Consider the following 22,752-nt stretch of genomic DNA (forward strand, 5'->3'; position numbering starts at 1 on the left):
ATGGCCACGACGAAGCGCGCCAAGAAAACCGATGTGGATGTGGTGAGTGCCAGTTCAGCCGAATTGCGGAAGGCCGTCGAGGCGATCGCAATTCAGCCGAAGAGCGGCAAGATCACGCTCCTCACTCGCAAGCTGTTCAATGTCCTGCTGGCCGTGGCGCAGCAGGCCGACGACTCGGGCGATACGTATCGCGCGCTGCTCTCGGATATCGTCGCCAACTCCGCCTTCGATTCGAACGACACCGCGCTGGTGAAGGAACACCTGCGCCGCATGGTGTCGGTGCAGGTCGAATGGAGCACGGGGACGTCGAGCCAGAAGCCGGGACGCAAGTGGGGGATCTCGACGCTGATCGCCGACGCCGAAATTCTCGAGGATCCGGCGACCCGCCGCGTGTGGGTCGAATTCTCGTTCGCGCCGAAGATCAAGAAAAAGCTGCTCGACCCGGTCCAGTACGCGCGCCTGAGCCTGCAGTTCCAGAGCCAGCTGCGCAGCAGCGCCGGCCTGGCGCTGTACGAAATCTGCGTGCGCTACCTGACGAACCCGAGCCACCTGACGATGCGTGAGCCGTGGGAATGGTGGCGGCCGATCCTGTCGGGCACGCCCGACACGGAAGCCGGCGACGAAGCGAAACGCGAGTACAAGTACTTCAAGCGCGACTATCTGCGTCCCGCGATCGCGGAAGTCAACGCGGTCACCAACATCTTCGTCGAGCTGATCGAACACCGTGAAGGCCGTCGGGTCGCGGAGATCCAGTTCCGCGTGACCGAGCGCAAGCAGCCGATGCTCGCGCTCGACGAACATCCGAACGTGTTCGACAGCACCCTGGTCGACCGGATGGTGAAGATCGGGATCCCGCTGAAGGAAGCGCAGACGCTCTATGCGGACAGCGAGGAAAATCGCATTCGTGCCGCGCTGCAGATGACCGAGCAGCGGATGCGCAGCACGACGCTGCCGCCGGTGCGCAGCGCGCCGGCGTTGTTCAAGGATGCGCTGAAGAAGGGTTATGCGCCGCCGGTCGAATCGGTCGACGCGCTGCCTGCCGGCACGCCGCCTGCGAAGATTGCGGCGGCCCAGCCGGACGATCTGAAGGCACGCCTGTTGAGCGAGTTCGCTGCGTTCCGCCGCAAGGAAGCGAAGGTGCTGTACGAAGAGCAGGGCGACGCCGAGCGCGAAGTGGCGCGCGAGTCGTTCGAGTCGGAGGCGCTGCCGACGATGGGTACCCATCTGCGCGACGACTGGCGCAAGCGCGGCCTCGATTCCAAGCTGGCCGAGACGGCCTTTTTCGACTGGCTGGCCCAGAAGACCTGGGGCGAGCCGACGGACGGCGACCTGCTGTCGTTCACGCTGAACCAGTCGCGGGCCGCCTGAGGGCCGCTCAGGCCCGCTGACGGGCCGCCGCCGGTCCCGCCCTCGGTTGGCGGGCCCGGCATCTTCACCAGGCCCAACCGGCCGTTTCCATCACTCCGACAACAGCATCCGCTCGAGCTGCTCAAGGATCGCGTCGCGCTTGTCCTTCGGGAGGCCGCGCAGGCGCAGTTCGATGCGATCTTCGCCATACGACTTCAGGTCGCCGACCGACTTGCCGCCAAGCTTGATCTCGAGACGCTGCGCATAGCGCTGACGGCCGGCAGCCTTCGGCGTTTCCTGCGCCGCGACACGGCCCTTGACGATGTCCGACACCTGGCGCGTGCTGAGATCGTCCGACACGATCTTGTTGATCAACCGCAGCGTGGCCTCGGTGCCGCGCGCGTTGTGATAGCGGCCGACCTGATACGCCATGTTTGAACCGAAGCGGTCGGGGCGCGCGACCATTTCCTGCATGATCGCTTCCGGCAGTTTGCCGATCGACAGGGCGACGGCCACCGTCGATTCGTCGAGGCCGAGGTGCTCGGAGAGTTCCTTCTGGCTCTGGAAATGCTTGTCGTCGAGGAAGCGGCGCCACACGACGGCGTTGTCGAACACCGTCTGCGAATCGCGCTGGACGTTGAGATCGTAGCCGAGCTTGTAGCTCTGGATGCCGATCGGCACGTCGATCACGATCGCCTTGACCGACTCCTTGTTGGCTTCCTTCAGTGCCCGCACGCGGCGGCCGCCATCGCTGACGAAATACGTGCCCGGATTGTCATAGTCCGGAATTACGTGGATCGCCTGCTGTTGCCCTTGCTTCGCGAGGTTGACCGCGAGTTCGGCAATCGACGATTTCAGATAGAAGTGCCGCGGATTGAACGGGCTATGCTTGATCGCCTTCAGCGACAGCTCGATCACCTGCCCGGGCGCATAGCGGTTCTCGAGACGCCACGCACGATATTGCGCCGATTCATCGATCGACGGATCGAGCGTGAGCTCGGGAGCGGGCTGCGGCGCGGTGTCTTTCTTCGCGGATTTGGTCGGCGCCGGGGTGGGGGTCTCGGACTTGACGATGCCGTCGATCGCATTGAGTCGATCGAGCGCCGTGCGCTTCTCGCTCGTCGTGATATCCGGGCGCGCTTGGAATCCTTTGGCAAATTGGGAGGGTTTCATGTGACTCCTTTGTGCGCATAAAGTCAGGGCAGCATGGCGACGATTTCGTCGGCGCATGCGCGAATTTCCGTGGCGGCCAGCTTGCCGCCACGATCGTTCATCTGCAGCACGGTCTGACCGAGCGCCATCGCCTGCTTGTACGCCTCCCGGGTCGGGATCTGCGTTTTCAGCAACGGGAAGCCGAGTTCCTCCAGCGCGCGCTTGAGCTCGCGGGTCAGCATGCGCTTCTCTTCGGTCTTGTTCAGCAGGAAGACTGCACGGAGGTCTTCGTTCATGACCTGCGCCTGCTGGATCAGTTTGACCAGCCCGACGCTCGACCAGTAATCAGCCGGCGACGACGACGTCGGAATCACGGCGATCGATGCGGCCAGCAGGACGACGCCCGACACCTTCTCGGTGATCGACGGCGGGCAGTCCACGACGATGATGTCGTAGTCGTTGATGAACTTCTTGATCTCGCGATGGATCTGGCCATCGGCTTCGGCAAGGTTGACGACCGGAAACGGGATGCCGTTTTCGCTGTCGCCGGATGCGCTCGACCAGTGAACCAGCGTGTTTTGACGGTCTGCGTCGATGACGAGGACGCGCTTCCCTTTTTCATGGAACGCGGCACCGAGGTGCATGGCAATCGTGCTTTTGCCGACGCCACCTTTTTGTTGAGTGACTGCAATGATTTCCGCGGCCAATTTTCACTCCTATTTTGGTCGTTGGAATTCTACAGGACGATATTTGAATTTCAATGAAATTGTCGTTCGACAACTCCGCATTGGCCATTCGGCCTATCGGTTTATGCGCATAAACGAATCGGAGACGACGAGTGACCCGATTGGATTGTGTGGCGGATGTCCGCAACGTCGATGAACGGGGCGGGGTTTGAGTCATCAGGTGTGGCGTCGCTGATGTGAATAGCGAGTTGCCGCGGGATCGTGGTGCGCTGTTCTTTCGTTCGATGAGGCGGTTTGGGTTGAGAGCTGGGGAGTTTGTGCGCATAAACTCCGCTGAAGCCGAGGCTGTCGATCGCGCGATCCGGGGGAGCGACTCTTCTGAGAGTGGGGGGAGCGGTATTGTCCTGGCCCGGTACACCGCGTTGAGGCATGCCATTGAACCCAAGCGTGTCGACACAACCCGCCGCCTTGGGCGCCTCGTTTATGCGCATAAACTGCGGCCGATGGCGATGGCGATGGCGATGGCGATGGCGATGGCGATGGCGATGGCGATGGCGATGGCGATGGCGATGGCGATGGCGATGGCGATGGCGATGGCGATGGCGATGGCAAGCGGCAAGCGGCAAGCGGCAAGCGGCAAGCGGCAAGCGGCAAGCGGCAAGCGGCAAGCGGCAAGCGGCAAGCGGCAAGCGGCAAGCGGCAAGCGGCAAGCGGCAAGCGGCAAGCGGCAAGCGGCAAGCGGCAAGCGGCAAGCGGCAAGCGGCAAGCGGCAAGCGGCAAGCGGCAAGCGGCAAGCGGCAAGCGGCAAGCGGCAAGCGGCAAGCGGCAAGCGGCAAGCGGCAAGCGGCAAGCGGCAAGCGGCAAGCGGCAAGCGGCAAGCGGCAAGCGGCAAGCGGCAAGCGGCAAGCGGCAAGCGGCAAGCGGCAAGCGGCAAGCGGCAAGCGGCGAAGGATCACATCCCGACTGCTCCGGAATCCAGTGCGCGGCGATTGACCAGCGGGCATGTCGACGTAGCAATCGCATCCACGTGAGGAGGTTTCCACAGCTACCGCGCCGCGAATCGAGAGGTGCCTTACCCAGCAATCGCCCGCTTTATGCGCATAAACCAACCGACGCACGACGCAACCGCCCGCCTCCTTTCCGGTCAGAAACCGCCATCGTATTGATCCGGCGTGCGGAACCTCGATCCGTCGTCCCGCAACAGAAAGCTGCTCACCTTTATGCGCATAAACACATCACGCAACGCCGTGAAGCGCATCCCGAACAGCACGCCCCTCTCATGGTCCGTCGCACTGCCTCATCCACCTGCCTCTGCGAAGCAGCGAATCCACCCGAGATCCCGAGATCCCGCGCCAACCGCCCCGCCCAGACACCCGATGCAGACTGGCTACAATACGGGGCTCTACCCTCCAGGCTTGAACGATGATCACGATCTACCACAACCCCCGATGCTCGAAGTCGCGCGAGACGCTTGCTTTGATCGAGTCGCTGAATACCACCGGTGCGCCCCTGAATGTCGTCGAGTACCTGAAGACGCCACCGACGGTAGAGGAACTGGAAGCGCTGCATCGGCAGCTTGGCCGCCCGGTTCGAGACATGCTGCGCGACGGTGAGGAACCGTACAAGACGCTGAATCTGGCCCGCGCCGATCTGACCGACGCACAAGCCTACGCGGCGATTGCCGCTCATCCGATTCTGCTGCAGCGGCCCATCGTCGTTTATCGGGGCAAGGCCGCCATCGGCCGGCCGCCCGAATCGGTGCAGGCGCTGTTCGAATAATTCTTGCCCGCCGTATTTTTCTGATTGCATCGGCCCGGTGCAAACATCGGCATTCGAAGCCGACATGATCGCCGCACACCATGTGACCACCACCCGGGCAATCGCAACCAAGCGAGCCGCCCCTAGCCTTCCCCGGACGACCCATCGTCGTCGTCCGGCCCCCGCCCCGCCGCCGCTTTCGCGGCCGTCCGCAGCAGCGCGATCTGACCGCGATAGGCCCTGCAGCCACTGCAGGTCGGCAGGTGTATACGCACCTGCAGGCGCTCATGCAGGGTCAGATGCCGGTCGAGCGCATCCGACAGCAGTCGCGTCACGTCAGTACATTTCCCCGGCAGCATCTTCGGTCGTCAGTCCTTTTTCACTGAGGCAGGTTCGCAGGCGCGTGCGCGCCCGATACAGCAGCACGCTGCAATGATTCGTCGTCAGCGTCAATTCGCTGCAGATGTCCGTAATCTCGACGTCGAGGAATTCGCGCATCATGAACACGCGTCCGATCTGCTCCGGCAGGTGGTCGAGGCAGGTCTGGAACAGCGTCCAGAACTGCTGCTGCTGCAACAGCGTTTCCGGGCGCGGCCACGGTCGCGGCTTCGCATGCGCGGCCCAGTGCCCGTTTTCCTTGAACAGCTCGCGATCGAGCACCGATTCGCCGTCGAGCTCGGCATCGAGCGCCGACAAGCTCACCGTGCGCTGCCGCGCGCGCAGCACGTCGATCAGCTTGTTGCGCAGGATGCCGAACACCCAGGTCTTGTGGGCCGACAGCCCGGCGAAATCGCCCGCGTGCGACCACGCGGCGGCGAGCGCTTCCTGCACGGCGTCTTCGGCCGCGTCGGCATCGCGGAGCTGGAGTCGCGCGAAGCGCAGCAGGTCGCGCCGCAGTTGCGCGAGATAGGCGGGATCGTCGTATTCGGACGGCATGTCTGGGTTGCGGTGTCTCGAGGCAATCGCGTGCGCCACCAAGCGGGCGCGTCGCGGTGCGAGCAGCTTACTGGGCGCGGTGCCTGCCTGCAATGCATGTTCCGTCACGAATTCACGAAACCGGTCGACGCGCTGCGCTATGCTTGCCGAACCCTGTGTCGTGTGTCGACCTCGACACGCGGCGGGCAATGTGTAACGTCAGATCATAACGGCCAAGTTATCCACAATTTCTGTGGAAAACCTTGTGGAAAGTCGGCCGGGCGGCCCCGTGGGGCGGTTCGCGGGCTGGCTTGCCTATAAACAGACCTTTGTCGCTCGTTCGGAAGCAATCGATCCGATTCCTCACTCACCGGAAGGAGAATGTCATGTCCTATCGCATCGCTGTGGTCGTCGGCAGCCTGCGTCGCGCTTCGTGGAACCGCGCGCTCGCGCACGCCGTGATCTCGCTCGCCCCCGCCGATTTCTCGTTCGAGTTCGTCGAGATCGGCGAACTGCCGCTGTACAGCCAGGACTACGACGCGGATTTCCCGGAAGTCGCAAAGCGCTTCAAGCAGTCGATCGAAGCCGCCGATGCGCTGCTGTTCTTCACGCCCGAGTACAACCGCTCGATTCCGGGCGTGCTGAAGAATGCGCTCGACTGGGGCTCGCGCCCGTGGGGTTCCAATTCGTGGGCGGGCAAGCCGGGTGCGGTGCTCGGCACGTCGCCGGGTGCGACGGGCACCGCGCTCGCGCAGCAGCACCTGCGCAACGTGCTCGCGTACCTCGACGTGAAGACGCTCGGGCAGCCCGAGATGTTCATCAAGCACGATCCGGCACGCATCGACGATCAGGGCCAGATCGTCAGCGAAGACACCCGCAAGTTCCTGCAGGGTTTCGTCGATCGCTACACGGGCTGGGTGCGCTTGCTGAAGTCGGCCTGAGCGTCGCTCCGTTCATGCCGCCGGCGCCGGCCCGCGCGTAGCGGGTCACGTGCCGGTGTGCCGCGCGTGCCGTGCATCGCGCGCTTCGCGGATGCCCAGCAGGATCTCGTCGAGCAGCGCGATGTCGAACGGCTTCGACAGCACGCGGACGTTGACGGTGCGCGTGCGGTCGAGTTCCTCCGCGTAGCCCGTGACGAGAATCACGGGCAGCTTCTCCGGCCGCTTCTCGACCGCTTCGGCGAGGTCGATGCCGTTCAGGCGGCCCGGCATGTGGATATCCGAAATCACGAGGTCGAACGCGTCGTTCGCGGCCGCGCCTTCGATCAGGCGCAACGCGTCGTCGGCGGTGGGCGCGTAGGTCACGCGGTGCCCGAGCAGCGACAGCAGCGCTTCGGTGCCGGCCGCGACTTCACTGTTGTCCTCGACGAGCAGCACGTGCAGGCCGGCGAGCGCGCCCGTGCCCGCGTCGTGCGCGACCGCCGGCGGCCGTGCGACGACATCCTCGGCGCGCGCACGCGGCAGGTAGAGGCGCACCGACGTGCCGGCGCCGACCGCGCTGTCGATCGTCGCGAGGCCACCCGAGCGTTCGCAGAACGCGAATACCTGCGGCAGGCCGAGCCCCGTCCCCATCCCCTGAGCCTTCGTCGTGAACAGCGGCTCGAACGCGCGGGCGAGCACGTCGGGCGCCATGCCCGAACCCGTATCGTCGAGCGAGATCTGCACGAAATCGCCGGTCAGCGGAAAGCCGTCCTCGCGACGCAGCGTTACGTTGCGCGCGCCGACCGTGAAGCGGCCGCCGGCCGCCATCGCGTCGCGCGCGTTGACCGCGAGGTTGATCACCGCGAGTTCGAGCTCGGCGACGTCGACGCGGATCGGCCACACACCGGGCTCGATCGCGACGACCAGCGACGATTTCGAACCGAGCGACGTCTTCAGCAGTTCGCGGCATGTGCCGACCCATTGCCCGACGTCGATCGTCTCGTTGTGCAGCGGCTGCTTGCGTGCGACACCGAGGAGCTGGCGCGTGAGCGACTGCCCGTTCTTCAGCGCGCGTTCGATCGCGCCGAGTTCCTTGTCGAGATGCTGGACCCCGCGCCGCCGCACGATCTGCACGTTGCTCGAGATGATCATCAGCAGGTTGTTGAAATCGTGCGCGACGCTGCCGACGAGGTTGCCGAGCGCCTGCATCTTGCGCGACTGCCGGTACGCCGATTCGATCGAACGGCGCATCGACGCTTCGGCCTGCCAGCGGTCCCACGCCTCCTCTTCCGCCTTCAGCCGCTTGAGCGACAGCCAGATCACCGACCACAGCGCGACCGACGGCGCGAACATCGAGAGGAACAGCACGCTCAGGTGTTCGTACCATTCACGCCAGATCGCCGACGTGCGATACGAGCACGTCACGTAGACGGGATAGCTGCCGACCTGGCGATACGCGACGATCTCGCTGCTCGCGCCGTCGTGACGCACCCGCACGACACCGGCGCGCGGATCGTTGCGTGCGTCGCCGAACGTGACGGCGCGGTCGGTGTGCGCGAGTGCCGGCGGCGGCGGATACGACGCGATCACCGCGCCGTCCGAGCGCGCGAGCGCCATCGTCATCGGCGTGCTGGCGCCGCCGAGCAGGTCGCGGTAGAACGCGTTGAAATACGACGACTTCAGCGCGATCGACACCATCCCGGCGAACGAACCGTCGCTATGGCGACGCGCGACGCCCGTGTTGAACACGGGAATGTTCTCGAGCTTGAGCGGCCCCATCATCAGCCGCGAGATGTGTTCGATCACCTTGCCGTCGCGAATGCCGGCGAAATCGTCGCGGTTCGCGATCGACGCATAGGGCGCCGGATAGTAGAGGCTGTTCGCGAGCAGCATCCCGCTCGCGCCGAAGATCGACACGGCCGCCACCTGCGGATAGCCGCCGCCGATCGTGTTCAGCGCTTCGTGGATGTCGGACTCCCTGTTGCGCACGGTCGCGTCGTCCATGTCCTGCACGAGATCGACGATGCGCGCATCGAGCGTCTCGCTCAGGTCGAACACCTTGAGCGCGTGCTCCTCGGCAACCCGCACGGTGCGCATCGTCACGTCGCTCGCGGCGGCCTCGCGCGTCTTCAGGTCGTTATACGCCATCACCACGACGTAGATGCAGGGCAGCACGATCGCCGCGACGAGCAGCACGATCAGCGTCACGCGCCGCACCGCGAAATCGTGCTCGGGCGCACCGGACGCATAGTTGCCGTCGTCCTGCCAGTCGTCGGCGGGCGTGGAAGCGGGAGCGTGGGAATCGGCGGGCCGGTCGGACGTCATCGAGGAAGCGGGTGAGGCGAAGGTGCCTGCCATCATAAACGAGTTGCGACGGCCCGCCGTACGGCCCCGGATGCACCCGGACGCAAGTAATCCTGTCGATTCCGACAGGGGGAAATTGTCAGATTGAAAACGCGACGAATCCGGCAGCGCAAACGTACACAAGGAAAAATTTTGCGTGCTTATCTCGAAAATGGTCGCGGCTGTTTTCCGAATGGCGCATGTTCGGACCGATTCTGTCCGAAATGGTGAATATGGCGAGTTGCATCGCCTCCGGTTTACTCCGAGAATCGCGCCTTGCTTTCCCTATGACAGATATCTGCGCCCGCCGGCATTCGCCGCGCGGCGCGTCGCGCGCGCCCGCGTTGCGGCGCCCGCGCGCGGTTGCAAGGCGGCTGCCCGCGCCCGAACGCATTGGCGCCTCAAGAAGTGCGCCGCGCGGTCGTTAACGCGAGAGAGACCATTCCGTATACCGCTTCGCCCCATGCCTTTGCCGATTGTAATTGCCGACGATTCGCTGCTCGCTCGCAAACTTCTGACAAAGGCGCTGCCGGGAGGCTGGGACGTCGATGTCGCGTATGCCGCGAATGGTCGAGAGGCCTTGGCGCTGTATCGTGACGGCAAAGCTTCCGTAATGTTTCTGGACCTGACGATGCCCGACATGAGCGGATATCAGGTGCTGGAGACACTGCGCCACGAAGATCTGAACACGTTCGTGATCGTGGTATCCGCCGATATCCAGCCGCAGGCGCAAGCACGCGTGCGCGAATTGGGCGCGATCGCATTCGTTGCCAAGCCCGTGACGTCGGAGGCATTGCTGCCCATTCTCAAGGAGTATGGGTTGTATGCCTGACTCGGTGTTCACGGCGGAGCAACGCGACGCGTTGCAGGAGATCGCCAACCTCGCAATGGGCCGTGCCGCCGCACGGCTCGCGTTGTTGCTCGGGCGCTTCATCGAACTGTCGGTGCCGCGCGTGCGGGTCGTGAAAGCGACCGACGCGGGCGATGCGCTGCGCGAGATGACGGGCATCTACGACAACGTGACCGCCGTGCGCCAGGGCTTCCGTTCCGACATCAAGGGCGAGGCGATCGTGCTGTGCCGTACCGCGAGCATCGCGCGGCTCATGTCGGTCGTCGACCGCACGTTCGGCGAAGGCGTGTACGGCGGGATGGCGACACCCGACGAAGTCGTGTTCGACGTCGCGAACGTGCTGATGGGCGCCTGCGTCGCATCGATCCTCGACGAGCTCGGACGCAAGCCGGTGTTCTTTCCGCCGGGGCTGCTCGGTGCGAACGTGTCGTTCGACGACGTCTTCCAGCCGACCGAGCTGGCATGGAGCGTGGCATTGCTGCTCGAGGTGAACTTCGGGCTCGAGGATCACGCGTTCCGGGCTCACTTCGTGATGCTGATGGCCGAGGATTCGATCCGGCTGATGGGCGACGCGCTCGACGCGTTGCTGTCCGCGCTATGACGACCGCTGCCCCGTCGCTGAGCGACCTCGTGATCGAGCGGGTGGGCTTCGGCCTGTTCGTGCTCGACCGCGCGATGACCGTGCTGATGTGGAATCGCTTCATGCAGGACCACAGCGGCATCCCGGCCGCCGACGTGATCGGCCGCAACCTGTTCGACTGTTTTCCCGACCTGCCGCGCGCGTGGCTGTCGCGCAAGCTCGAGAGCGTGTTCCAGCTCGGCAGCTTCGCGTTCAGTTCGTGGGAGCAGCGGCCCTACCTGTTCCGCTTCGAGCACGACCGGCCGATCACGGGCGGCGTCGACTACATGCAGCAGGACTGCACGTTCATGCCGCTCACGCGCGGCCGCGACGTCGAAGCCGTGTGCGTGACGATCTCGGACGTCACGCACGTGAGCGTGATGCAGCGTGAGCGCGAGGAGGCGGTCGCGAAGCTGCGCGAACACGCGAATCGAGACGGCCTGACCGGCATCGCGAACCGGCGCTTCTTCGAGGCGCGGCTCGGCGACGAATTCGCGCGCTGGCAGCGCTACGGCGGCGACATGTCGGTGCTGCTGTTCGACCTCGACCACTTCAAGACGATCAACGACCGTTTCGGGCACGCGGCCGGCGACGCCGTGCTGCGCGAGACGGCGCGCCGCGTCGCGTCGATCGTGCGTGCGCAGGATACGTTCGGCCGCTTCGGTGGCGAGGAATTCGCGCTGCTGCTGCCGTGCACGAATCTCGACGAGGCGATGCTCGTGGCCGACAAGGTGCGCGATGCGATCGGCAGCGTGCCGGTCGATGCCGAGGGCGTCAGCGTGCCGGTGACGGCGAGTGTCGGCGGCGCGTGTGCAAAGGCGGGCGCGACGACTTGCGACGTGCTCGTCAACGAGGCCGATGCCGCGCTCTATCGCGCGAAGCGCCTCGGGCGCGACCGCTCGGTGGCCTACGCGTAGGCGCACCCGCACCGCCCTGCTGCGCGCGGAGCGGATGCGCCCCGCGCGTGCCGTGCTCAGCTTTTCGCGATGTCGGCCAGCACGCCGGCCAGGACGGCCGGCTGCGACATGAACGGCGAATGGCTGCTGTCGAGCTGGTGCACGTGGGTCGGGTTGCCGGGCGCGAACGCGTCGGCTTCGTCGATGAAGCGCTGCTGCAGCGCGGGCAGGATCACGCGATCCTGCAGGCACTTGATGTAGTGGCGGTCGATTGCGCCCCAGCGCGCGGCCGTCGTCGGGATCGCGGTCGCGAACGGCGCGGCCGGCACGTCGCAGGTCATCAGGTTCGCGACGGCTTCGAAGTCGGCTTGCGGCACGTCGTCGTACAGCGCGCGCTTCGCCAGTTCGCGATACGCGGCGTCACCGCTGCGCGGATCGATGCGCAGCGCACCGGCGACGCGCGGGCTCGCCAGCATCAGCGGGCCGAGCATCTCGCCCTTGTTCTCGGGCGCACGCACGTAGTCGAGGCCCGGCACGCCCGACGCGGGCATGAAGGCCGAGAGATAGACGATCTTCGCGATTTTCTCGGGCGCGCGTTCGGCAGCCGCCGTGATCGCGAGGCCGCCCATGCTGTGCCCGACGAGCACGACCTTGCCGTGGCCGAGCGCGTACGCGTCGTCGACCGCCTGCATGACCTGCGTCGCGTAATCGTCGAGCGTCGTGTTCGCGACCGGCGACGGCTCGGCGCCGAACGCATCCTTGTCGAGCGGGCGGGTGAAGTAGGAAACCGGAAAGCGGGCGTTGATGCCGTGCGCGGGCAGGTCGCGCGCGATCGACAGGTGGCCGCGCTCGGCCAGCGCGGCCGCAACGTGCGCATAGCACCACGCGCCGTGCCAGGCGCCGTGCACGAGCACGAAAACGGGATGATCGGACTGCGGGGTGGCGCTTGCGTTCGTCTCCATGATGTCCGGGTCTTCAGATTTTGAGAAAGGTGTCATCTTAGACGAACCCGCGCGCACCCAGACGGGCCGCTTTCGATCTGTCCCTCTTGTCTCGTACAGGCCACATTTCGTCCGTATCCGATATGAATTTATCCCGAAGCGCGCTAATTTGTTGCTTTGCCCGCGATTGCGCCCCATGAACGTCGACTATCTCTTCTATCGGAAGCCGAACAAACCCGGCCCCTATTCGCTCGACGACCTGGGCGACATCGCGCCGCCGATCGGTCCGGGCGACCTGATACGCGCGGGCATCGCGCGTGTTTTCGCGCAGATCGACTGGCAGGAATCGCCCGACGTGCCGGGTGCGTGGTTCGGCACGGGCGGCGCGGTGTTCCAGTTCACCGCGGAGCCCGACGGCCACGTGACGAGCTTCATGGGCTCGCGCCTCGAACGCCGCTCGATGTTGCAGCTCACCCGCGAAATGGGGCTCATTGCGCTCGACCTGCAGCGCGACATCGTCTACGGCTGACGCAGCGCCGGCACCGCTTCCTGCCCGGGCCGGGCGCCCTTGCCGGCCAACGGCCTCCAGCATGCCGCCGCATGCGGCGAGTGTCCGCCATCGAACTTCAAAGATTGCTATACTTTCGCCCAATTCCGGCTTCCGGCCGGTAATTTGTGCCTGTCTGCGTCGATCGTTCGCATATCTCGCACGCATTTGACGCCCTGACCATCCCAGCCGGGCATGGCTTCTTCAATCGCCCCGCGTGGGTGTCTCCGTGGAGCTTGTCTTGGCCGTTTCCAATTCCGTCGTGGACGAACAAGAAACCGACGCCGCTGCCGTCACATCGGGCAGTTCTTTCTATCTTGCGATGCGCATCCTGCCGGCCGTGCAGCGCGACGCGATGTTCCAGGTCTATGCGTTTTGCCGCGCGGTCGACGACATCGCCGACAGCGACCTGCCGCGCGCCGAGCGCAATGCGGGCCTCGATCGCTGGCGCGCCGACATCGACGCATGCTACGCCGGCCGCCCGCCGCGCCACCTGGCCGCGCTCGACCGCGAGATCCGTGCATTCAACCTGCAGCGCGACGATTTCCACGCGATGATCGACGGGATGGCGATGGATGCGGTCGAAGACATCTGCGCGCCCGACGAGCCGACGCTCGACCTCTTCTGCGATCGCGTGGCGAGCGCGGCCGGCCGGCTGTCGGTGAGGATTTTCGGGATGCCTGAAGCCGAAGGGATCAAGCTGTCGCATCACCTCGGCCGCGCGCTGCAACTGACCAACATCCTGCGCGACATCGACGACGATGCGGCGATCAACCGCTGCTACCTGCCGCGCGAGCTGCTCGCGCGCGAAGGCATCGCGATTACCGACCCGGCGACGATCGTGCGCGATCCGGCGCTGCCGCGCGTGTGCGCGACGCTCGTCGAGCGCGCGCTCGAGCATTTCCGCCAGGCCGACGCGGTGATGGATACGTGCCCGCGTGCGCAGGTGAAGGCGCCGCGCATCATGTCGGGGGCGTATCGCTGCATTCTCGAAGCCGCGATCGCACGCGGCTTCGCCTTCCCGCGCGCGCCGCTGCGCAAGCCGAAGGCGCGCATGCTGATGATCGCCGCGCGCTACGCGCTGTTCTGAGTCGACCGAGTCGATGCCCAGGACCGTCCACGTGATCGGCGCCGGCCTTGCCGGCCTGTCGGCCGCGGTCGAGCTGCAACGCCGCGGGCGGCGCATCGTGCTGCACGACGCGCACGCGCATGCGGGCGGCCGCTGCCGCTCATGGTTCGACGGGACGCTGAACACGACGCTCGACAGCGGGCTGCACACGGTGTTCGCGGGACAGCCCGCGACGCAGCGCTACCTGCGCGCGATCGGCGCGGCCGACCGGCTCGCGGGGCCCGCGCTGCCTGAATTCCCGGTCGTCGACGTCGCGTCGCAGCAGCGCTGGACGCTGCGCTTCGGCGACGGGCGCTGGCCGTCGTGGCTGTTCGATGCCGCATCGCGTGCGCCGGGTACGACGCCGTTCGACTACCTCGCGCTCGCCCCGCTCGCGTTCGCGCGCATGGGCCGCTCACTCGCACAGACGATGCGATGCGACGGCATGCTGTGGGAACGTTGGCTGCGGCCGTATTTCCTCGGCGTGCTGAACGTCGAGCCGCGCCACGCGAGCGCCGAACTCGCGCGTGCGGCGCTGTGCGGCACGTTTGCCGCGGGCGGCCCCGGCTGCCGTCCGCTCGTCGCGCGCGATGGTCTCGGCAGCGCATTCGTCGAGCCGGCGCTGCGGATGCTGCAGCACGGCGGCGCGCAGATCCGGCTGAACTCGCGGCTCGACGCGTTCGAATTCGGCGCGCACGGCAATGCGGTCGATGCGGTCTCGGTCGGCGGCGAGCGGATCGATCTCGCACCGGGCGACGCCGTCGTGCTGGCCGTGCCGCCCGAGGTCGCGCAGCCGCTCGTGCCCGAGCTCACCGCGCCCGACACGTTCAGCGCGGTCGTGACCGCGTATTTCGCGATCGAGGCGCCGGCCGGCACGCCGTTGCAGACGGCGGTCGTGAACGGCGTCGTCGATGCGGTGCGCACCGGCGGCGGCCAGCTCGCGGCGACGATCCGCGACGCCGGCCGCTGGCTCGACACGCCGCGCGACACGCTTGCGCGGCGCATCTGGGAAGACGTCGCGCGCGTGACGGGCGCGAACCCGGAAACCATCCCCGCGTGGCAGCTCGTCGTCGAGCCGCGCGCGGGCTTTGCGGCGGTGCCGTCGCAGGAAATGAAGCGTCCGGCCGTGCGTACGCGCTGGACCAATCTCGTGCTGGCGGGGGACTGGATTGCCACCGGCTTGCCCGCCACGATCGAGGGCGCGATCCGCTCCGGCCAGCTGGCCGCGGACGTGCTCCAGACACAGTAAGCAACAGAGGGACCGATGAACGATCTCACCGAAATGGCTACCTTGTCCGCCGGCACCGTGCCGGCCGGCGTCGATGCGGCCGTCGCGCGTGCGACCGACGCGCTGCTGGCCGCGCAGAACGCGGACGGCCACTGGGTCTACGAACTCGAAGCCGATTCGACGATTCCCGCCGAATACGTGCTGCTCGTCCACTATCTCGGCGAGACGCCGAACGTCGAACTCGAACAGAAGATCGGCAAGTATCTGCGCCGCATCCAGCAGGCCGACGGCGGCTGGCCGCTGTTCACCGACGGCGCGCCGAACATCAGCGCGAGCGTGAAGGCGTATTTCGCGCTGAAGGTGATCGGCGACGACGAGAACGCCGAGCACATGCAGCGTGCGCGCCGCGCGATCCACGCGATGGGCGGCGCCGAGATGTCGAACGTGTTCACGCGCATCCAGCTCGCGCTGTACGGCGCGATTCCGTGGCGCGCGGTGCCGATGATGCCGGTCGAGATCATGCTGCTGCCGCAGTGGTTCCCGTTCCACCTGTCGAAGGTCTCGTACTGGGCGCGCACCGTGATCGTGCCGCTGCTCGTGCTGAACGCGAAGCGCCCGCTCGCGAAGAACCCGCGCGGCGTGCGCATCGACGAGCTGTTCATCGATCCGCCCGTCAACGCCGGCCTGCTGCCGCGCCAGGGTCACCAGAGCCCCGGCTGGTTCGCGTTCTTCCGCGTGGTCGACCATGCGCTGCGCGCGGCTGACGGCCTGTTCCCGAACTACACGCGCGAACGCGCGATCCGCCAGGCCGTTTCGTTCGTCGACGAGCGCCTGAACGGCGAGGACGGCCTCGGCGCAATCTATCCGGCGATGGCCAACGCGGTGATGATGTACGACGTGCTCGGCTACGCGGAAGATCATCCGAACCGCGCGATCGCACGCAAGTCGATCGAGAAGCTGCTCGTCGTGCACGACGACGAAGCGTATTGCCAGCCGTGCCTGTCGCCGGTGTGGGACACGTCGCTCGCCGCACATGCGCTGCTCGAGACGGGCGACGCGCGGGCCGAGGAAGCCGTGCTGCGCGGCCTCGAATGGCTGCGCCCGCTGCAGATCCTCGACGTGCGCGGCGACTGGATCTCGCGCCGCCCGCACGTGCGGCCCGGCGGCTGGGCTTTCCAGTACGCGAACGCGCACTACCCGGACGTCGACGATACGGCGGTGGTCGCGGTGGCGATGGATCGCGCGCAGAAACTCCGGCAGAACGACGCGTATCGCGATTCGATCGCACGCGCGCGCGAGTGGGTCGTCGGGATGCAGAGCAGCGACGGCGGCTGGGGCGCGTTCGAACCGGAAAACACGCAGTACTACCTGAACAACATCCCGTTCTCGGATCACGGCGCGCTGCTCGATCCGCCGACGGCCGACGTGTCGGGCCGCTGCCTGTCGATGCTGGCGCAGCTCGGCGAGACGCCGCTGAACAGCGAGCCGGCGCGCCGCGCGCTCGACTACATGCTCAAGGAGCAGGAACCGGACGGCAGCTGGTACGGCCGCTGGGGGATGAACTACGTGTACGGCACGTGGACGGCACTGTGCTCGCTGAACGCGGCCGGCCTGACGCCGGACGATCCGCGCATGAAGCGCGGCGCGCAGTGGCTGCTGTCGATCCAGAACAAGGACGGCGGCTGGGGCGAGGACGGCGACAGCTACAAGCTGAACTATCGCGGCTTCGAACAGGCGCCGAGCACGGCGTCGCAGACGGCCTGGGCGCTGCTCGGCCTGATGGCGGCCGGCGAGGTGAACAACCCGGCGGTGGCGCGCGGTGTCGACTACCTGATCGCCAACCAGAACGAAGAAGGCCTGTGGGACGAGGCGCGCTTCACGGCGACGGGCTTCCCGCGCGTGTTCTACCTGCGCTACCACGGCTATCGCAAGTTCTTCCCGCTGTGGGCGCTCGCGCGCTATCGCAACCTGAAGCGCGACAACACGACGCGCGTCACGTTCGGGCTGTAACGCGTGGCGACGCAATCCACCGGCATGCTGCCCGTCATCGCCGTGACGGGGATGGCGTTCGAGGCGCGCATTGCGCGCGGCGACGGCGTCGAAGCGGTCTTCGCCGCGCGCGCCGACCGGCTCGAACGCGCACTGACCGAGGCGACCGCGCGCGGTTGCGCGGGCATCGTGAGCTTCGGCACCGCGGGCGGGCTCGCGCCCGACCTCGCGCCCGGCGCGCTCGTGATCGCGAACGCGATCGACGGGCCGTTCGGCCGCGTCGAGACCGATACGCGCTGGAGCACACGGCTCGTCGCCGCGCTGCACGACACGCCGGTGTGGGCGCGCGTCACGCGCGGCACGATCGCGGCCGTGGGCGCACCGGTCGTCAGCGAACAGGAAAAGACGTCGCTGCATCGCGCGAAGGGCGCGCTCGCCGTCGACATGGAGTCGCATATCGCGGCGGCCTTCGCGGCGGCGCGCGGTGTGCCGTTCGCGGTGTGCCGCGCGATCGTCGATCCGGCGTGGCGCACGTTGCCCAGCGCGGCGACGGCCGGCCTGCGCGACGACGGCAGCACGGCGATCCTGCCGATCCTGCGTGAACTGCTGAAACAGCCGTCGCAGCTCGGCCCGCTGCTGCAGGTGGCCGGCGATGCGCGCGCGGCGCGCACGACGCTGATCCAGGCGCGGCACGCATTCGAGCGTGCGGGCGCGATGCGGATCGTCTGAGCGGCGTTCGCCGCTTTTCGTACCCCTCCCTTTCCGGCTTTCCTTCCGTTTCTCGCGGACAAATCGCGGATAAAAAAAGAGCGCTGCAGACTTGAACTGCAGCGCTCTTTTTCCTTGCGGCGGTAGCCGTTGCAGCGTTACTGCGCGGCCGGGCCGCTCGCAGGCGTTGCCGGCGCGGTTGCCGATGCCGCGGCAGGCGCAGCAGCCGGCGTGCTCGCCGGCATCGCACCGTCCGCACCCGGATCGTCGTATTGCGGCAGCCCCGGCGCGGCCGGTGCATTGTTCGGCGCCGCGCCCGGTGTACCGCCCGACTCGCCCGGATCCTCGTAGTTCGGCAACCCCGGCACGGCAGGCGTCGCGGCCGGCACGGCGCCCGATTCACCCGGTTCGTTGTAGGTCGGCAGCGTCGCCGCCGACGACTGGCTGCGATACGTCAGCGACTTGCGCTGCTGCAGGTACGCGTCGCGCACGAACGAATACGGATCGAGCGCGGCCTGCTTCAGCAGGTCGGTCGCGCCGAGCAGGTCCGAACGCGCGCTGATGAACTGCGCGATGTACATCGGGTTGCGCGCGGCCGGCTCGATGTAGTTGAGCAGGTTGAAGCGCACGTCCACCGCGCGGCCGACGCCGTCGCGGAACGTGCTCGGCCCGAACACGGGCAGCACGAGGTACGGGCCCGACGGCACGCCCCAGCGTGCCATCGTCAGGCCGAAATCCTGGTGATGCTTCGGCAGCCCGGCCGGCGTCGCGATGTCGATCAGGCCGGCGACGCCGAACAGCGAGTTCATCGCGACGCGCATCAAGTCCTGCGTCGCGTCGGTGATGCGCAACTGCAGCAGGTTGTTCGCGATGTTGCCGAGGTCGCCGAGGTTCGAGAAGAAGTTGCTGATCGCGGTGCGCACGGGCGTCGGCGTGACCTTCTGGTAACCCTTCGCGATCGGCTGGGCGATGTTCGTGTCGACGGTGTCGTTGAACGTGTACATCGCCCGGTTCATCGGCTCGAGCGGGTCGTTGGGGTTGCGGTTCGGTCCCGTCGCGCAGCCGGTCAGCACTGCGCTGGCGGCAACGGTCGCCGCAATGATTCGCACCTTATTCATTGATTCCTTGCGATTGGTTCTTGGCACGTTTGACGCGCGGTTTGCCCATCAGGACGGGCTGGAACACCACGGCGCCGATCAGCGTGCAGGTCAGGGCCAGCGCGAGCAGCTTGCCCATGCTCGACGTGCCCGGGTGGTGCGACAGCCACAGGCTGCCGAATGCGGTCGCCGTCGTCGCGGCGCTGAACAGGACGGCGTGCGTGAGGCTCGAGTGCAGCAGCCCGGTTTGCCCCCCGCGCCACGCCATCACGAAATACACCTTGAACGCGACGCCGACGCCGAGCATCAGCGGCAGCGCGATGATGTTCGCGAAGTTGAGCGACATGCCGAGCACGACGCACAGTTCGAGCGTCACGATGCCCGACACGAGCAGCGGCACCAGCGTGCGCAGCACGTCGCCGAAGCGGCGCAGCGTGACCCACAGCAGGATCGTGATCGAGATGATCGACCACAGTGCCGCATGCAGGAACGCGTTGATGATCGTGTCGGCCGAATGCAGGATCGAGATCGGCCCGCCGGTCGCGCCCGGCTCCGCGGCCTTCACGGTCTTCGCGAAGCGGCGCAGCATGTTGTCGTCGTTCGGGTCGACGCCCTTCGGCACCTTCGGCGAAATCTGCACGAGTGCGTGGCCGTCCGGTGCGACCCAGTCGCGCACGAGCTGCGGCGGCAGCGATTCGCGCGTGATGTCCTGCGGCTGCAGCAGCGAGGCGAGCTGGTTGAGCGCGATGCGCAGCGTGTCGGAGAACGCACGCTCGGCGCGGTCGCGCGTCGCGGCGTCCGCGGCGGCGAGTTTCGCGAGCGAGGCCGACAGGTGCTGCGCGGCGGCCGCGCCCGGGCCCGGGTGATCTTCGGCCGCGTAGCTCAGCAGGTCCGACACGCGCTTGAGCGCGGCGACGCGCTGCGCGTCGGTCGCGGGCGGCGCGGCCGGCTGCGTCAGCGCGGGCAGCAGGTCGCTCGCGGCGGCTGCGATCGCCGCGCGCTTGGCCGGCTGGTCGGCGGGGATGAAGGTCGACAGCGTGGTCGTGCGGCCCACTTCAGGCAGTGCGTCGAGGCGCTTCGCGGCCGCGTCGGCATCGGCGAGCGACGGCGCGAGCAGCGTGACGTCGTTGACGGCGGCTTCCGGCGAATCCTTCAGCGCGAGCAGCGTCGCCATCGATTCGCTGTGCGGATCCTTCAGGTGCAGCGGGTTGAAGTCGAAATGGAGGAACGCGAGCAGCGGCAGCGCGCCGATCACGACCACGAGCGTGCCGATCAGGATCGGCTTGCGATGGCGATCGAGGTAGTCGTCGACCGGCGCGAGCCACGGGAAGCCCGGCGTCTTCGATTCGCCCGGCGGCGCGAACAGGCGCAGCAGCGCCGGCAGCAGCGTGATCGTGGTCAGCAGCGCGACGAACATCCCGACGCCCGCGATCAGGCCGAGTTCGGACACGCCGCGATAGGCGGTGGGAATGAACGAGAAGAAGCTCGCCGCGACGGCCGCAGTGGCCAGCGCGAGCGGCATGCCCATCGAGTGCGCGGCGCCGATCAGCGCGTGATCGATGCGCGGATCGCGGAAGCGCTCCTCGCGGTATTTCACGCCGTACTGGATCGAGAAGTCGACGCCGAGGCCGACGAACAGCACCATGAACGCGACCGAGATCATGTTCAGCGAGCCGACCATCGCGAGGCCGAGCGCGGCGGTCACGACGAGGCCGACGAACAGCGTGACGAGCACCGAGCCGATCATCCGCTTCGAGCGCAGCGCCAGCCACAGGATGACGAGCACGGCGAGCAGCGTGAGCGCGCCGTTGAGCGCCGCGCCATCTTCGACGGACGCGAATTCGTCGTCGGCGAGCGGCTGCTCGCCGGTCAGGCGCACGGCGGCGCCGTAGCGCTTCTCGAGGTCGAGCGAACGGGCCGCGTCGCGGATCACCTGGCTGGTTTCCGCGCCGGCCTTCAGCGCGCCGTAGTTGACCACCGGCTGCACGGTGACGAACGCGCGCGCGGGCTGCCGCGCGGCATCGTTGTCGACCAGCGCGCGCCACGAGAACGCGGCCGGCTTGCCGGCCAGCACGTCGTCGACCGTCGCGGCGCTGCGTGCGAGCAGCTTCGCCATCGCGGGCAGTTTCACCTGGCCTGTCAGGAGCGGCTGGCCGAGCGTGGTGGAGAGTGTGGTCGCGAGGCCGGTCAGGCTCGGGTTCTTCGCGAGTTCGTTGACGAGCGGGCGCGCGCTTGCGAGCTGCGAGGTGGTATCCGCGACCTCCTGCGGCGACAGGAACAGCAGCCCGTTGTGCTCGAAGAACGGCCCGCCGCCGGGCTCGGCGACCTGGCCGATGCGGCCGGCGTCGGCATCCTTGCGCAGCGCTTCGGTCAGCGCATGCGCGGCGGCGTTCGCGAATTCGGGCGCCGGCGCCTCGACGACCGCGAGGATCGTGCCGTTGCGTTGCGGGAACGCCTTGTCGACGGCCTGCCCGAGGGCGGCCCATTGCGGCTCGGCATCGACGAGCTTGCTGATGTCGGTGTTGATCTTGAAATGCTGCGCGACATAGACGCCGCTGAGCGCGGCGATGACGAGCGACAGGACGACGACCCAGACGGGGCGGCGCACCGACCATGCAACGAGTCGGACGATGAGAGATGTCACCATGTGGCGGTGGGGAGCGGCTGGCAAGGGCAAAGTAGCCAAGTATACCGGCGCAGCGTGGCGGCGGTCGTGACGTTGGGGGTTTCGGGGCGGGAAGGAGATTTGTTCGCGACGGCGGAATCGATACCGATGGTTCGCCGGTTTGTAAGGGGATATTTACATAATCGGCGCCGCTGCACGCCTGTGACAAAGGAACCTGAAAGGTAACAGTCGGTCACGGCGGCACACCGAGGCGTCGGGCCCGGTATACTTTGCTCCGTCGGCCGGTGCAATGAACCGGTCGTTTTTTCTCATCGAGCGATATTCGTATGAAACGTCATCTGTTTGCTTTCGTCGCGGCGGCCGCCGTGTCGGTTTCCGCTTTTGCGCAGAGCGCGCCGGTCGATATCGTCCGCAATGCGGTCGAAGGTACCGTCAATGCGATGAAGGCCGATCCGGCCGCACGCGGCGGGGACATGGCGAAGGTCTCGGCGGTCGTCGAGCAGCGCTTCCTCCCCGCGACCAACTTCGAGCGCACGACCCGCATCGCGGTCGGCGACGCATGGAAGCAGGCCACGCCGCAACAGCAGCAGGAGCTTTACAAGCAGTTCAAGCTGCTGATGACGCGCACCTACGCCGCGTCGCTCGCGCAGCTCGGCAGCCAGGACGCGAAGTTCTCGTTCAAGGCCGGTGGCGCGTCGGGCGCCGACGCGCTCGTGCAGTCGACCGTCACGACGCCGGGCGACAGCCAGTCGGTCGGCTATCGTCTCGGCAAGGTCGGCAACGACTGGAAGATCTACGACATCGACATGTCGGGCGCATGGCTGATCCAGGTCTACCAGGGCCAGTTCAAGAGCCAGCTCGCATCGGGCGGGATCGACGGCCTGATCGCGTATCTGCAGAAACACAATTCGCGGACGAACTGACCGCTGCTGCGCGGTTCGGAATCCGGATGCATGAAGGGCGCCCTCGGGCGCCCTTGTTTGTTTACCCTGGGGCGTGGTGAGCGGTCGAACGACCGATGT

The 22,752-nt window shown here is 66.8% G+C and carries 21 protein-coding genes; 13 read left to right on the top strand and 8 right to left on the bottom strand.

The window, feature by feature from the left end; genetic code table 11:
* Nucleotides 1-1,368, top strand: coding sequence for a replication initiation protein (locus PQB87_RS17680; RefSeq protein ID WP_021163723.1), 1,368 nt, complete (start codon nt 1-3; stop codon nt 1,366-1,368).
* A gap of 90 nt (nt 1,369-1,458) precedes the next feature.
* Here PQB87_RS17680 and PQB87_RS17685 read toward each other — a convergent pair whose 3' ends face one another.
* Both PQB87_RS17685 and parA read right to left on the bottom strand, forming a co-directional pair.
* A complete protein-coding gene (locus PQB87_RS17685; RefSeq protein ID WP_021163724.1) occupies nt 1,459-2,520 on the bottom strand; it encodes a ParB/RepB/Spo0J family partition protein in 1,062 nt (353 codons plus the stop codon).
* A gap of 23 nt (nt 2,521-2,543) precedes the next feature.
* Complete coding sequence (gene parA / locus PQB87_RS17690) at nt 2,544-3,206, bottom strand: ParA family partition ATPase (protein WP_027790199.1); 663 nt, start codon at nt 3,204-3,206, stop codon at nt 2,544-2,546.
* Between the two features lie 215 nt (nt 3,207-3,421).
* Here parA and PQB87_RS17695 point away from each other — a divergent pair, with 215 nt between their 5' ends.
* Together PQB87_RS17695 and arsC are read left to right on the top strand one after the other, a co-directional pair.
* A complete protein-coding gene (locus PQB87_RS17695; RefSeq protein WP_489243407.1) occupies nt 3,422-4,216 on the top strand; it encodes a hypothetical protein in 795 nt (264 codons plus the stop codon).
* A 391-nt stretch (nt 4,217-4,607) separates the two neighbouring features.
* Nucleotides 4,608-4,964: an arsenate reductase (glutaredoxin) gene (gene arsC, locus PQB87_RS17700; protein ID WP_059688143.1), complete on the top strand. Its 357-nt coding sequence runs from the start codon at nt 4,608-4,610 to the stop codon at nt 4,962-4,964.
* Between the two features lie 122 nt (nt 4,965-5,086).
* On the opposite strand, the gene PQB87_RS17705 is transcribed toward arsC, so the two are convergent.
* Together PQB87_RS17705 and PQB87_RS17710 are read right to left on the bottom strand one after the other, a co-directional pair.
* Entirely contained in the window at nt 5,087-5,302 is a 216-nt protein-coding gene (locus PQB87_RS17705; protein WP_091920804.1) for a zf-HC2 domain-containing protein, read from the bottom strand.
* Nucleotides 5,280-5,879, bottom strand: a complete 600-nt coding sequence (locus tag PQB87_RS17710; RefSeq protein WP_042976293.1) for an RNA polymerase factor sigma-70 — start codon at nt 5,877-5,879, stop codon at nt 5,280-5,282. Before PQB87_RS17710 ends, PQB87_RS17705 begins: the two co-directional genes overlap by 23 nt.
* 365 nt (nt 5,880-6,244) lie before the next feature.
* Between PQB87_RS17710 and PQB87_RS17715 the strand changes: the two genes are divergently transcribed.
* Nucleotides 6,245-6,799, top strand: coding sequence for an NADPH-dependent FMN reductase (locus PQB87_RS17715; RefSeq protein WP_059688142.1), 555 nt, complete (start codon nt 6,245-6,247; stop codon nt 6,797-6,799).
* Between the two features lie 45 nt (nt 6,800-6,844).
* Here PQB87_RS17715 and PQB87_RS17720 read toward each other — a convergent pair whose 3' ends face one another.
* Complete coding sequence (locus tag PQB87_RS17720) at nt 6,845-9,103, bottom strand: hybrid sensor histidine kinase/response regulator family protein (protein ID WP_059688141.1); 2,259 nt, start codon at nt 9,101-9,103, stop codon at nt 6,845-6,847.
* 481 nt (nt 9,104-9,584) lie between these two features.
* Between PQB87_RS17720 and PQB87_RS17725 the strand changes: the two genes are divergently transcribed.
* Genes PQB87_RS17725 through PQB87_RS17735 form a run of 3 tightly spaced genes read left to right on the top strand, consistent with a single transcriptional unit; the run spans nt 9,585 to nt 11,507 of the window.
* Entirely contained in the window at nt 9,585-9,953 is a 369-nt protein-coding gene (locus tag PQB87_RS17725) for a response regulator (protein WP_021161390.1), read from the top strand.
* The gene (locus PQB87_RS17730; protein ID WP_021161391.1) at nt 9,946-10,572 is read left to right on the top strand and encodes a chemotaxis protein CheC; all 627 of its coding nucleotides are present in this window, start codon (nt 9,946-9,948) and stop codon (nt 10,570-10,572) included. Before PQB87_RS17725 ends, PQB87_RS17730 begins: the two co-directional genes overlap by 8 nt.
* The gene (locus tag PQB87_RS17735) at nt 10,569-11,507 is read left to right on the top strand and encodes a GGDEF domain-containing protein (RefSeq protein WP_111938665.1); all 939 of its coding nucleotides are present in this window, start codon (nt 10,569-10,571) and stop codon (nt 11,505-11,507) included. Before PQB87_RS17730 ends, PQB87_RS17735 begins: the two co-directional genes overlap by 4 nt.
* 56 nt (nt 11,508-11,563) lie before the next feature.
* On the opposite strand, the gene PQB87_RS17740 is transcribed toward PQB87_RS17735, so the two are convergent.
* Entirely contained in the window at nt 11,564-12,448 is an 885-nt protein-coding gene (locus PQB87_RS17740; RefSeq protein ID WP_059688139.1) for an alpha/beta fold hydrolase, read from the bottom strand.
* Between the two features lie 175 nt (nt 12,449-12,623).
* Between PQB87_RS17740 and PQB87_RS17745 the strand changes: the two genes are divergently transcribed.
* The 5 genes from PQB87_RS17745 (at nt 12,624) to PQB87_RS17765 (ending at nt 18,028) form a co-directional block, all read left to right on the top strand.
* On the top strand, nt 12,624-12,956 hold the full coding sequence (locus PQB87_RS17745; RefSeq protein WP_027790205.1) for a hypothetical protein: 333 nt from the start codon (nt 12,624-12,626) through the stop codon (nt 12,954-12,956).
* A gap of 259 nt (nt 12,957-13,215) precedes the next feature.
* On the top strand, nt 13,216-14,064 hold the full coding sequence (gene hpnD, locus PQB87_RS17750; RefSeq protein ID WP_027790206.1) for a presqualene diphosphate synthase HpnD: 849 nt from the start codon (nt 13,216-13,218) through the stop codon (nt 14,062-14,064).
* A 13-nt stretch (nt 14,065-14,077) separates the two neighbouring features.
* Nucleotides 14,078-15,331: a hydroxysqualene dehydroxylase HpnE gene (gene hpnE / locus PQB87_RS17755; protein ID WP_111938666.1), complete on the top strand. Its 1,254-nt coding sequence runs from the start codon at nt 14,078-14,080 to the stop codon at nt 15,329-15,331.
* A gap of 15 nt (nt 15,332-15,346) precedes the next feature.
* On the top strand, nt 15,347-17,320 hold the full coding sequence (gene shc, locus PQB87_RS17760; RefSeq protein ID WP_021161397.1) for a squalene--hopene cyclase: 1,974 nt from the start codon (nt 15,347-15,349) through the stop codon (nt 17,318-17,320).
* 24 nt (nt 17,321-17,344) lie between these two features.
* The gene (locus PQB87_RS17765) at nt 17,345-18,028 is read left to right on the top strand and encodes a phosphorylase (protein ID WP_153490792.1); all 684 of its coding nucleotides are present in this window, start codon (nt 17,345-17,347) and stop codon (nt 18,026-18,028) included.
* A 137-nt stretch (nt 18,029-18,165) separates the two neighbouring features.
* Here the strand turns inward: PQB87_RS17765 and PQB87_RS17770 are convergent, their stop codons facing one another.
* Complete coding sequence (locus PQB87_RS17770; RefSeq protein ID WP_060068032.1) at nt 18,166-19,125, bottom strand: MlaA family lipoprotein; 960 nt, start codon at nt 19,123-19,125, stop codon at nt 18,166-18,168.
* A complete protein-coding gene (hpnN, locus tag PQB87_RS17775) occupies nt 19,118-21,751 on the bottom strand; it encodes a hopanoid transporter HpnN (protein WP_489243408.1) in 2,634 nt (877 codons plus the stop codon). The genes PQB87_RS17770 and hpnN overlap by 8 nt, the downstream gene beginning before the upstream one ends.
* A 305-nt stretch (nt 21,752-22,056) precedes the next feature.
* On the opposite strand from hpnN, the gene PQB87_RS17780 reads away from it, so the two are divergent.
* Nucleotides 22,057-22,653: an MlaC/ttg2D family ABC transporter substrate-binding protein gene (locus PQB87_RS17780; protein WP_027790211.1), complete on the top strand. Its 597-nt coding sequence runs from the start codon at nt 22,057-22,059 to the stop codon at nt 22,651-22,653.
* Nucleotides 22,654-22,752: the final 99 nt, after the last annotated feature.

The organism is Burkholderia sp. KL41 (assembly GCF_057005415.2).

What these genes read in the sequence shown, in the direction of transcription:
- PQB87_RS17680 (WP_021163723.1), top strand. Translation starts at nt 1, where the DNA reads ATGGCCACGACGAAGCGCGCCAAGAAAACCGATGTGGATGTGGTGAGT.
- PQB87_RS17685 (WP_021163724.1), bottom strand. Translation starts at nt 2,520, where the DNA reads ATGAAACCCTCCCAATTTGCCAAAGGATTCCAAGCGCGCCCGGATATC.
- arsC (WP_059688143.1), top strand. Translation starts at nt 4,608, where the DNA reads ATGATCACGATCTACCACAACCCCCGATGCTCGAAGTCGCGCGAGACG.
- PQB87_RS17705 (WP_091920804.1), bottom strand. Translation starts at nt 5,302, where the DNA reads ATGCTGCCGGGGAAATGTACTGACGTGACGCGACTGCTGTCGGATGCG.
- PQB87_RS17710 (WP_042976293.1), bottom strand. Translation starts at nt 5,879, where the DNA reads ATGCCGTCCGAATACGACGATCCCGCCTATCTCGCGCAACTGCGGCGC.
- PQB87_RS17715 (WP_059688142.1), top strand. Translation starts at nt 6,245, where the DNA reads ATGTCCTATCGCATCGCTGTGGTCGTCGGCAGCCTGCGTCGCGCTTCG.
- PQB87_RS17720 (WP_059688141.1), bottom strand. Translation starts at nt 9,103, where the DNA reads ATGACGTCCGACCGGCCCGCCGATTCCCACGCTCCCGCTTCCACGCCC.
- PQB87_RS17725 (WP_021161390.1), top strand. Translation starts at nt 9,585, where the DNA reads ATGCCTTTGCCGATTGTAATTGCCGACGATTCGCTGCTCGCTCGCAAA.
- PQB87_RS17730 (WP_021161391.1), top strand. Translation starts at nt 9,946, where the DNA reads ATGCCTGACTCGGTGTTCACGGCGGAGCAACGCGACGCGTTGCAGGAG.
- PQB87_RS17735 (WP_111938665.1), top strand. Translation starts at nt 10,569, where the DNA reads ATGACGACCGCTGCCCCGTCGCTGAGCGACCTCGTGATCGAGCGGGTG.
- PQB87_RS17740 (WP_059688139.1), bottom strand. Translation starts at nt 12,448, where the DNA reads ATGGAGACGAACGCAAGCGCCACCCCGCAGTCCGATCATCCCGTTTTC.
- PQB87_RS17745 (WP_027790205.1), top strand. Translation starts at nt 12,624, where the DNA reads ATGAACGTCGACTATCTCTTCTATCGGAAGCCGAACAAACCCGGCCCC.
- hpnE (WP_111938666.1), top strand. Translation starts at nt 14,078, where the DNA reads ATGCCCAGGACCGTCCACGTGATCGGCGCCGGCCTTGCCGGCCTGTCG.
- shc (WP_021161397.1), top strand. Translation starts at nt 15,347, where the DNA reads ATGAACGATCTCACCGAAATGGCTACCTTGTCCGCCGGCACCGTGCCG.
- PQB87_RS17765 (WP_153490792.1), top strand. Translation starts at nt 17,345, where the DNA reads ATGCTGCCCGTCATCGCCGTGACGGGGATGGCGTTCGAGGCGCGCATT.
- PQB87_RS17770 (WP_060068032.1), bottom strand. Translation starts at nt 19,125, where the DNA reads ATGAATAAGGTGCGAATCATTGCGGCGACCGTTGCCGCCAGCGCAGTG.
- hpnN (WP_489243408.1), bottom strand. Translation starts at nt 21,751, where the DNA reads ATGGTGACATCTCTCATCGTCCGACTCGTTGCATGGTCGGTGCGCCGC.
- PQB87_RS17780 (WP_027790211.1), top strand. Translation starts at nt 22,057, where the DNA reads ATGAAACGTCATCTGTTTGCTTTCGTCGCGGCGGCCGCCGTGTCGGTT.